General features: G+C 71.8%; 5 protein-coding genes. All 5 read right to left on the bottom strand.

The window, feature by feature from the left end; translation table 11 throughout:
* Positions 1-247: 247 nt before the first annotated feature.
* From IE307_RS10000 to IE307_RS09980, 5 genes are read right to left on the bottom strand one after another with little or no spacing between them, the layout of a single operon-like run.
* Positions 248-2,053 carry a YehQ family protein gene (locus IE307_RS10000; RefSeq protein WP_191297554.1) on the bottom strand — a complete coding sequence of 602 codons (1,806 nt, stop codon included), beginning with the start codon at positions 2,051-2,053 and terminating at the stop codon, positions 248-250.
* Positions 2,050-3,153 carry a VWA domain-containing protein gene (locus IE307_RS09995; protein ID WP_191297553.1) on the bottom strand — a complete coding sequence of 368 codons (1,104 nt, stop codon included), beginning with the start codon at positions 3,151-3,153 and terminating at the stop codon, positions 2,050-2,052. The genes IE307_RS10000 and IE307_RS09995 overlap by 4 nt, the downstream gene beginning before the upstream one ends.
* Positions 3,150-5,351, bottom strand: coding sequence for a DUF5682 family protein (locus IE307_RS09990; RefSeq protein ID WP_191297552.1), 2,202 nt, complete (start codon positions 5,349-5,351; stop codon positions 3,150-3,152). The genes IE307_RS09995 and IE307_RS09990 overlap by 4 nt, the downstream gene beginning before the upstream one ends.
* A complete protein-coding gene (locus IE307_RS47260) occupies positions 5,351-6,421 on the bottom strand; it encodes an ATP-binding protein (RefSeq protein WP_268250351.1) in 1,071 nt (356 codons plus the stop codon). Before IE307_RS47260 ends, IE307_RS09990 begins: the two co-directional genes overlap by 1 nt.
* Complete coding sequence (locus IE307_RS09980; RefSeq protein ID WP_191297551.1) at positions 6,418-10,296, bottom strand: DUF4132 domain-containing protein; 3,879 nt, start codon at positions 10,294-10,296, stop codon at positions 6,418-6,420. Before IE307_RS09980 ends, IE307_RS47260 begins: the two co-directional genes overlap by 4 nt.
* Positions 10,297-10,341: the final 45 nt, after the last annotated feature.

The raw sequence follows: 10,341 nt of genomic DNA, 5'->3' as shown, positions 1-10,341 counted from the left end.
CGGCTGCTACCGGCGACCTCGGGTGCGCTGAGTGCGGGCTTCTGCTGAGGCTTGCTCGACACGAATCTGGGTTCGTGAGCGTGCCTCGGCTGCTACCGGCGACCTCGGGTGCGCTGAGTGCGGGCTTCCGCTCAGCCCTGCTCGACACGAATCCGGGCTCGTCAGCGTGCCTCGGCTGCCATCGGCGACCTCGGGTGCGCTGAGTGCGGGCTTCCGCTCAGTCTTGCTCGACACGAATCCGGGTTCGTCAGCGTGCGTCGGCAGTCACCAGCAACCTCAGGTGCGCTCTCAACCACGTCGCCGGGGCCGGGCCGTCCGCGAAGGCCGTCACGTGGGCCGCCGCCGTGCGCAAGCCCGCGTTGTGCAGGTGGGCGCCGACCTCGCGCGTGCGGGCCAGCAGACTGTCCGTCAGGTGGTCCAGGCCGCGGTGCGCGGCCTCGGCCAGGACCGTGAGGCCGCTGTCCACCACCGCGCTCAGCGGGTCGGACGAGGTGGCGCCCGGCGACAGGGGTTGTGGCGCCGTGCCGGTCGCCAGGTCTGGCACCACCACTCCCGCGGAGGTGTGGACGGCCAGCGGGTCCACCAGCAGCGTGCCCCGGTGGCGGCGGATGCTGCCGGTGATGGTCGTCGGGGTCGCGCGCAGTGCCGCTGTCAGAGCGTCGAGGGAGTGTGGGGCGGCGGCTCGGTGCGTTGCCTCCAGGAGGCACGTCGTGCCGTTGGGGGCGTGGAGGGTCGCGGTGAGGCGTTGTGCGGCGGGGTCGTAGGCGAGGTCGGTGACCTCGGTGACTCGGAGCACGCGGACCAGTTCCGCCTCGACCCTCGCCCTGACCTGGCGTGGCGGTAGGGCCGCCAGGTGTGCGGCGGCGGCGTCGTAGTCGTCGACCACCAAGGCCTGCGGCAGGTGGTCCCAGGCCGTGCCGACCGGGGTCAGCGACGTCTTGGCCACCCTGCTCGTCTTCAGCGTCACGGCGCGGCTCGCGCTGCGCGTTGCCGATTCGGACACGACGTTCGACGCGGCGAGGCGCTGGCCGGTGCGCAGGGGAGTGTCGCGTTGCACCAGCACGACGTCGCCCGAGGCGAAGTAGACGTCGACCGCGTTCTCCGCGCGCAGGCGCGCGCCCAGCGCGGTCAGCCTCACCCGCTTCAGGGGTGTTTCCGCGGGTTCGTCCGGGCCGAGGATCTCGGCCCGGGGGCCCGTGGCGGTGGTGCGGGCGTGCAGTTCGGTCAGCAGGGCGGCGAACCGTTCGGCCTCGTAGTCGGCGCTGCGCCTGCGGTACGCGGACAGGTGCGCGAGCAGGTCGGTGATCACGGCGGCGGGCCAGTGCAGGCGTTGCGCGGTCAGGTCGCGGTGCAGGCGTTGCCACGCCACGTCGAGCACCTCGCTCGCGTTCGTGGTGCCGTCCAGCAGGAGTTGGTCGAGGAGGTCGGTGACCGCCGTCAGATCCGTTGCCGTGGTGGGAGATCCGCCGACGTCGACCGTGTCGGTGCCCGCTGTGTCGGCCTCGCGGAACGCCCACACCGCGAGCGCCGTCGCCTCGTCCTTGTTCACCGCGTCCGTGTGGACGTAGGACAGGTCGCCGGGCACGAGGAACGTGACGGTGCAGGTCGGGAGTTCCGCCTGTGCCGTCAGGTCGTCCGCTGTCGGGCGGCGGAGCTTGGCGCGGTAGCCGGCCTGGAACGCCCTGCGGGCGCGGCGCAGCGTGCGTTCGCCCATCAACGCCACCAGGTCGTCGTCCGTCACGGCGCCCGGCGACCACAGGTCGGCGGGCGCGCTCGCCTCCTGGGTGCGCTGGTAGGCGAGGACCAGGGCGATGCGGTGCCGGCAGACGCCCGCCGCGCCGCAACTGCACTGCGCGGCTTCGAGCGTGATGCCGGGCGGCAGCGTGGTCGTGGTGCCGTCCGGGAACTTGCCCTGGACGGCACCGGACGGATCGGTGTCGAGCGCCGGGACGACCCCCGCGTCGAGCTCCTTGACGGCACGTTTCACCAGACCGCGGTTGGCCAGCGCCGCGAGCGCGTCCGGGGTCAGTGCCATCAGGTCGGGTCTGGTCACTTGAGCTTCTCCGCAACGAATTCCGCGAGCTGGCCGGGGGTCATCGCGCCGACGTGGGCGCCGACGTTCGCGAGGCGCTGGCCCAGAGCCCTGTCGTAGTCCGGGTTCGCCTCGTCGTCGAGCGCCGCGAGGCACAGCACGTGGGTGCCCTGCTCGCACAGCCCCTTGACCGTGCGGACCAGGCGCTCCTCGCTGCCGCCCTCGTAGAAGTCGCTGATGATCGCGACGATCGACCGGCGCGGGCTGTCCACGAGCTCGGCCCCGTACACCACGGCCTTGGCGATGTCCGTGCCGCCGCCGAGCTGCACCTTCATCAGCAGCTCGACCGGGTCCGTCACGTCCGAGGTCAGGTCGACCACGTTGGTGTCGAACGCGACGAGGTGCGTCCGCAGCCCTGGCAGCCCCCACAGGCACGCCGCCGTGACGGCCGAGTGGATCACCGAGCTGGTCATCGACCCCGACTGGTCGACCAGCAGGATCACCTGCCACTGCTCCAGGTTCCGCTTGGTGCGCGAGACGAACTTCGGGTGCTCGATCGCGAGCTTGCGCTCCTCCGGCTGGTAGCGCTGGAGGTTCGCCTTGATCGTGGAGCGGAAGTCGAAGTTGCGGGAGTTCTTGTGGATGCTCGGCCGCCGCGACCTCGTGCCGCTGAACGCCGTGCGCACCTCCGTCTTCAGCTTCTCCATCAACTGCCTCACGACCGCTTCGACGATCTTGCGCGCCATCGCGAGCACGGCCGGGTTCATCAGGTGCTTGGTCCGCAGCACCGCGCGCAGCAGCGCCGGGTTCGGCTCGATCCGTTGCAGCACATCGGGATCGGTGACGATGTCGGTGATCTCGTAGCGTTCGACCGCGTCGCGCTCCAGCCGTTCGATCGTCTCCTTCGGGAAGAGGGTGTGGACCTCGTCCAGCCAGTCGACAGTTTGCAGCACCGAGTCCTCGCTGCCGCCCTTGCGCACGCCACGTTCGGCCAGTTCGGGATCACGCCCGTAGAGCCACTCCAGCGCCACGTCCCGGCGGGCCGCGTCGCCCTGCAGGCCTCCCGTGCAGCGCGACGCCGGTTCACCGAGGATCAGCCGCCAGCGTTCCAGGTCCGTCATGCCAGCCCGCCCTTCACCAGCAACGCGTCCACGCGCTTCTCGATCGCCATCGCCTCCGCCACCGCCACCGGGTCGACGGTGAGCCGGGTGACGTTCCTCGTGCTGCCCTCGACACCGCGGTGGGCGAGCACCGTCGCCGCGATGGTCTCCCGCTCCCTGGGCGGGAAGTAGCTGAACGCGAGCCGCAAAGCGGGCAACGCCACCAGGAACTCGTCCTCGTCCATCGCGCTGACCAGCTCGTCCAGCACGCCGACGAGGTCGGGGCTCGCCAGCACCTCCTCCCGCGCCACCGCGAACAACCCGGCGAGCCAGTCGCCGAGCGCCTCGATGGTGCGGACCTTGCGCACGTCCGGCTTGGAGCCCAGCGCCCACGCGAGTCCGAGTGCCGCTCCGCGCAGGTCCGGTGGAGCCTGCACGTCGTTGCTCACGCGCGTCGCGACGCCCGTGACGTCCACGACGTCCAGCGACAGCGCGGACTTCGCGTGCAGCACCGCGTCCCTGGCCGCCGCCATCGCCTTGAGCCGGTTCGGATCGGCCGGCGCCGGTCCGCCGTGCAGGCCCTCGACCAGCCACAGCACGCGCGCGGTGCCGACGTCGATCACGGAGCCGAGCAGCGGGTCCCTCCTGGTGCCGAACAACCTGTCGTGCCGCCACAGCCCGAGCACTCCGCTCAGGACCTTGCCCAGCGCCGCCAGGTCACCTGTGTCCTTCACGCCCTCGTTCAGCGACTGCTTGACCCTGCCGGACAACGTCGAGATCCCGCACAGCACCGCGTCGAACAGGATCCCGGCCAGTTCCTCGAGCTGGGCGTGCCGCGAGCGGCGTTCCAGGACCGCCCCGGCCGCCTCCTCGAGCGTGGCGCCGTTCTCGGCGGCCTCGATCAACGCCGCGAGCCGTTCCTCGACCGGCCGGAGCGTCCACTGCTCGTCCAGGCGCGGCTGGGCCCCCTCGGTCGGGCCGCTCGTGCGCGTGAAGCCGGGGATCCGCAGCACCCGCAGGCGGTGCAGGATCCTGCTGCGCCCCAGCGCTTCCGCGTCCGTGAGGTCGAGAGCGACCTTGCCCTCCTGGTCGAGACCGTGCGTTCGCAACAGCTCCTGCACGGCGTTGACCAGAGGCGGCGCCGGCGTGCCGGGGTGCAGCCTGCCGACCTTGTCGCCGCGCAACGCCCCGAGCATCTCGGCCAACGCCGGGTGCGCGCCGGGCTGCAGCGTGCCGCGCCGCGTCCACGGGGGAGGCTGCGTCAGGTCCTCGGAGATCAACGCGCTGGTCAGCCCGTCGAGCACGTCCGTGCGCGCCAGGTTCTCGTGACCGCGCAACCGGGCCAGCGCACCGGCCTGGGTGTGCGCGGCGATGAGGTCGGCCGTCGACACCGGTTGCTGCCGCTCGCGCAGCCGCGTGGCCACCGACTCGACCAGCCAGTCCGCCGCGCGCTGGGCCCCGTTCTCCCAGACCTGCTGGTAGTAGCCGGGTGACGGCATGCCCGACTGGTAGCCGGTGAACGCGTCCAGCCGTGCGTGCGAATACGGCACGAGATAGCTCGCACCCCTTTCGCGTTCGGGCACCTCCGGCCACTCGGTGCCGCCGTCGAGCTTCGCCTTGAGCGCCGCGGTGTGGAAGCCACCGGTGATCACGACGACCGGCCTGTCGCCGGCGTCGGCCACCGCCGCCCGCACCCAGCGCGCCATGTACTCCTCGCGCGCCGAGTCGCCCTCGTCCGCGTCCGCCGTGCCGCGCAGCAGGTCGAAGTACTCGGCCATGCCGACCGGGTCGGTCTCGCACTCGAAGAGGTGGTCCCACAGCACGTCGACGTTGTCCACGGAGAACTCCACACACAACCGGTCGACGACCTCGGTGTAGCGCAGCTCCGCGTCGGCGTACCGGTTGCTCACGTCGCGGAACGCCTCGTGCCACGCCGGGAGGTCGATGAACCTGACCTCGGCGCCGCACCGGCGTGCCTCGATGATCGCCACCCACTCCGGCGAGTAGTCGCAGAACGGCGACCACGACGCGTGCTGGTCGGAGTAGCTGAACAACGCGACGGGCAGCTCGTGCCCCAGCAGCAGCTCGTCGATGCGCTCGTTGAAGTCGGCGGGACCTTCGACGAGCACGTACGCGGGCTGTTGCTCCTCGATCGTGGCGGCGACCAGCCGGGCACAGGCGGGACTGTGGTGCCGGACGCCGACGAACACGGCCCCCATCAGCCGGGCAGCAGGTGACGGGCGCGGTGCAGCTCCTGCCACTGCGCGCCCTTGCGCCGCGCCGCGTGCTGCTCCAGGTACCGCCGCAGCCGCGCCAGGTCCTCCGCGTTGTCCTTCGCCGCCGTGCCCGCCAGGCACTCCACGACGTCCGCGGCCGAACCGACCTCACCGCGCAGGAACCAGCCCCGCAGCCCGACGGCGTGCGCCACCGACACCGCCTCGGCCGTGCTCATCACGGTCGTGAGCCTGTCGCTGCCCTCGCGCAGGTCGCGGAACGTGCGCACGAGCACCTCCAGCACGTCGCGCCTCGGCGCGAGCTCCACACCGGAGCGCTCCAGCAGCTTCGCCGCCTCCTGCTCGACCAGCGCGAGCTCGGTGTCGAAGTCCGCGATCGGGAAGACCGTCTCGAAGTTGAACCGCCGCTTGAGCGCGGCGCTCATCTCGTTGACACCCCTGTCCCGCGTGTTCGCCGTGGCGATCACGTTGAACCCGTCCTGCGCGAACACCATGCCGTCCGGGCCGTTGAGCTCACCGATCGCCATCACGCGGTCGGACAGCATCGACAGCATGCAGTCCTGGACCTCGAGCGGGCAGCGGGTGATCTCCTCGAACCGCACGATCTTGCCCTCGGCCATGCCGCGCAGCATCGGCGCCGGCACGAGCGAGCGCGGCGACGGGCCCTCCGCGACCAGCAGCGCGTAGTTCCACGAGTACTTGATCTGGTCCTCGGTCGTCGCCGCGCCGCCCTGGATGGTCAGCGTCGACTCACCGCACACCGCCGCCGCGATCAGCTCGGACAGCAGCGACTTCGCCGTGCCCGGCTCACCGACGAGCATCAGGCCGCGGCTCGTCGCGAGCGTCACCAGCGCCCTGTCCACGAGGGACGGATCTCCCACGAACTTCTTGCTGATGCCGCTCTTCTCGTCGCCCACCACGAACTTGCGCGCGGAGGCGAGGCTCAGCGCCCAGCCCGGCGGCTTGGGCGCGGTGTCGGCGTCGCGGAGCCGGGCGAGCTCGTCGGCGTAGCGGACCTCGGCGGGAGGGCGCTGCATCGTCTGGGTGCTGGTCATGACTGCAGGGACTCCAGTTCGGAGAGGAGCTCGGAGACGGTGGTCGGGTCGATGTCGTAGGTGGCGGGCGCGTCCTTCGGCGCGGACCACGTGCCGTGGCCGCTGCGCGAGAACCACACGTCGCTGAAGGCGACCTCGGGGAAGACGTCCATGGCGCCCACCGCGATGCCGGGCTCGAGCGAGGCGACCAGCGCGCCGCCGTCCGGGAACGGCCGGGTGATCCAGCACTCGACGCCCGCGTCCTGCGGCTCGCCGCGCACCCAGCCCTTCTTGGTCAGGCCGAGGATCTTGCCGATCGGGTACGGCGTGGTGCAGAACTTCTTGAGCCGGGGCAGGAGCTCCTCGGCGGAGGCGAGCAGGTGGACCGGGCGGCCCAGCTGCGGGAAGGGCTGGAGGATCTCGTAGTCGGCGAACACCTCGCCCCAGGCCGCCGCCGTGTCCTGCAGGGCGACCGCGTGCGCCACCCGGACCGCGGCGTCGCCGGGCAACGTGAACTCGTCGTCGTTCTCGTCGGCGAGGGTGCGGTCCTCGGCCAGGCGGAAGGACGCGCCGTCGTCGGTGATCCAGACCAGGCGGCGGACCAGGTGCCACAGCAGCGGGTGCGCCGCGAGGACCGTCAGGAACTCCTCGGCGCTCCACGTGCGCTGGTCGACCATGGCGCGTTCCAGCCGCTGGATCTGGTCGGACGCGATCGTGCGGACGTCCTTCTTCAACGCCGTGAACCGCTTGTGCTCCAGCGGGGCCTTGTCCTGGTCGTCTTTCGCGCCGGGCTTCGGGAGGTCCTTGCGGCGCTTGCCGTCGGGGTCGAGCACGAACGGCTTGAGCTGTTCGTCGAAGCCGACGGTGAACTGCCGCTGGCCGTAGTCGATGGTCAGGGTCGCGGCGTCGTCGAGGCCCAGGCGCGGGACCAGCCGGTCCGACAGCTGGTCGCGGGACAGGCCGAGCTCGGCCGCGATCTGGGCGACCTTCTCCTGGGCCTTGGCCTTGAGACCCTTGAACGACACCTTCTCGGCGATGCTGTTGAGGTGCGACAGGGCGACCTCGGTGCCGATGTCGGCGAGGACGTCCAGACCGGACACCGCCCTGGCGTGCTGGCTCTCGCCCGGCCACCTGCGCACCAGAGGGGACAGCGCGCGGACCGTCGAGTCGTTGCCGAACCAGCCCAGCGCGCTGAGCGCCCAGCTCTCCTTCGACGGCGCGCCGGCCTCCTGCCACGCCTCGAAGACCGCCCACGCGAACTCCGCCAGCGACTCCCCGTCGAGTGCCTCGCGGACGATCGGCAACCCGGCGTAGAGCTCGCCCGGCTTGGACAGCGCGGCCGTCATCAGCAGGTGCGCGGCGACCGGGGCGGGCAGGGCGTGCTTGCGGTCGAGCAGCAGGACCTGGGGCAGCAGGCGGGTGTCCGCCCACACACCGATCGCCGGCAGCTTCGCGGGCAGCACGTCGACCGGGTCGACCGACAGCACGAGGTCGATCGCGGCCTCGGCACCGCACTCCCGGGCGAGCGCCGGCACGTCGACGCCGAGGGTGGTGTGCAGGTGCCGCAGCGCCGCCTCGGCGTTGCGGCGGGGAACGCCCGCCTTGCCCGCGGCCGCCGGGATGAGGAGACGGGCGGCCTGTTCGCGGTGCCGCGCGAGCCATTCGAGGCCCCAGCGCCGGGGCTGCTTGGTGCGGGCGAACCAGTCGGCCATCTGCACGGCCACCTCGACAGTGGCGAACGGCAGCAGCACGAGCCCGGCCGTCGCCGGGGCCGACTGGACCTGCCGGACCAGTGCCGGCGCGGCGTCGGTGCCGAACCGGGCCGCGATGTTCTTGCCCCACTCCTCGACGCCGTAGCTGTAGTTCGGCTGCCAGTCCGCGAGCAGGTGCCGCACCTCGTCGTCGGGGGCGAGGAGGAACAGGTCGTTGTCGTAGTAGCCGACGGTGCCGGCCTCGTAGTCCTTGAGGAGCTTGCGCCAGTCGTGGTGGTCCTGCTTCCACCCCTCGCCGGATTCGAGCCATTCCTCGCGCTCACCGGGCTGCCAGTGGACCGCCGGTTCCGGCACCGGGAGATCCGCCAGGACCACGGGCTTCACCGCCTTCTTGCGGTTCAGCCACGGCGGCGAGGCCAGCAACGGCGGCAACTGCTCCGCGCTCGCGTCCGGCAGGATCACCAGGCCGGACTCGGCGAGTACCGCGGCGACCTCGTCGGGCACCGTGATCTCCGGGTTCGAGAGCAGGTGGGCGTGCAGCAGCCGACGCGCGCTCTCGCTCGACGACACCCGCTCGGCCAGCAACCGCGCCGCCCTCCTGGGGAACGCCGTCATCGCGGTCACCGCGGCGGACCGCACGTACTTCTGGTCCAGCCGGTCGAGCAGGATCGTGAACGCCTCGTCGGTCGGCAACGCCGCCAGCACGTTCAACGCCTGCTTGCGACCGCCCGTCCGCTGGTAGTAGCTGTCGGAGTCGAGTTCCACCGCGAGCAGCGGCGCGACCGCCGGACCCAGCGCGTACACCGCCGTGTAGAGCACGAACGCCGAGGTCGTGAGCGATTCGTCGGCCTTCTTGAAGTCCTCGAGGCCGCGGGCGCTGCTCGGCAGCATCCACCACCGGCTGGACGTGTAGGCCTTCTCGCAGACCTCGGTGAACCAGTCCACCCGCTCCGGCACCAGGTAGGACCGGACCTGCTGCTCGTTCTTCTCCCTGCCGAGCTCCTCCAGCACGGCTTCGGCGGCCGCACGCTCCTCCTCGCCCGCGACGGCGATCGCGTACCGGACGACCGTGAGCATCTGGCCCTCCGGATCCCCGATCGCCACCTGGAACCTGCCGTCGGAGGGCTGGAGGCAGACGCCGGTCCACTTGCCGCGCTTCTGGTCCCACTGGTCGGCGAACGAGACGTTCGTGACCTTGACGACCGCCGCGGCGGCGAAGGCGAGGCCGTGGTCGGCGATCCAGGCGTGCACCGCGGGCGCGCCTGGCCTCGTGATGGCCGCGATCGACGCCGCGCCTACGGGGTTCGCCTGGCCGGCCAGGTGGGCGCGGGCCGCCGTCACCAGCTCTGCCTTGGACCACTTGGCCGTGAGGGCGCCTTCGATCTTCTCCGCCTGCTCGGTGATCTGCCGGCGTGCCTGGTCGGCTTTGGCGGGGTCGAGGGTGAACTCGGGTGCCGGGGTGATTCCGCGCTGTCGGACCGCGTCTCGCAGCCAGGCCTTGGGCAGCACCCAGGTGTCCTCGTCGAGGACGGTCGTGGGTGCCGGGGCTGCGGGCGCGGTGGCGGTGCTGGACGGCTGGCCGGTGTCGGGCAGGGCGTTCGCGGGGTGGCCCGTGGTGGCGCCGGGTGAAGCGGTCGTGGGTGCGGAGGCTGCGGGGGCGGTGCCGGGTGGCTGCGCGGCCGCGGGGGCGGTGGTGGTGCCGGGTGGTTGCGCGGTGGCGGTGGCGGGTGGCTGCGCGGCCGCGGGTTGCCCGATGGTGGTGCCGGGTGGCTGCGCGGCCGCGGGTTGCCCGATGGTGGTGCCGGGTGGCTGCGAGGGGGCGGTGCCGGGTGGCTGTGCGGCTGCGGATTGCCCGATGGTGGTGCCCGACAGGGCGTTCGCGGAATGGTCGGTGCCGGGTTGCTGGGTGGCAGGCGTGGCGGACCCGTTGGCCGCTGAGGGGGCGCTGGTGGCTGAGGCCGCGAGGGGCTGGCCAGCGGTGCCTTGTGGGCTGTAGCCCTTCTTCTCCTTCTCCGACACCAGTTTGGTGACGTGTGCGGTGGCCGCCTCGGCGGAGGCCAGCTCCTTGGTTTGGGTCTGGCCGGTGGTGCCCAGCCGTCCGAACCGGACGGTCACCGTCGCGCCGTCCTGCTCGATCTCCCAGAACTTCGCGGAGCCGTCCGCGACGAGTTCCCACCTGCGCACTGCGTTACCTCCTGGGGCCGTACAAAGGAGTTGATGTCCACGGAC

It is taken from the genome of Lentzea cavernae (genome assembly GCF_014653695.1).
Classification (GTDB): domain Bacteria; phylum Actinomycetota; class Actinomycetes; order Mycobacteriales; family Pseudonocardiaceae; genus Lentzea; species Lentzea cavernae.
This window is presented reverse-complemented; position numbering and strand designations above follow the sequence as displayed.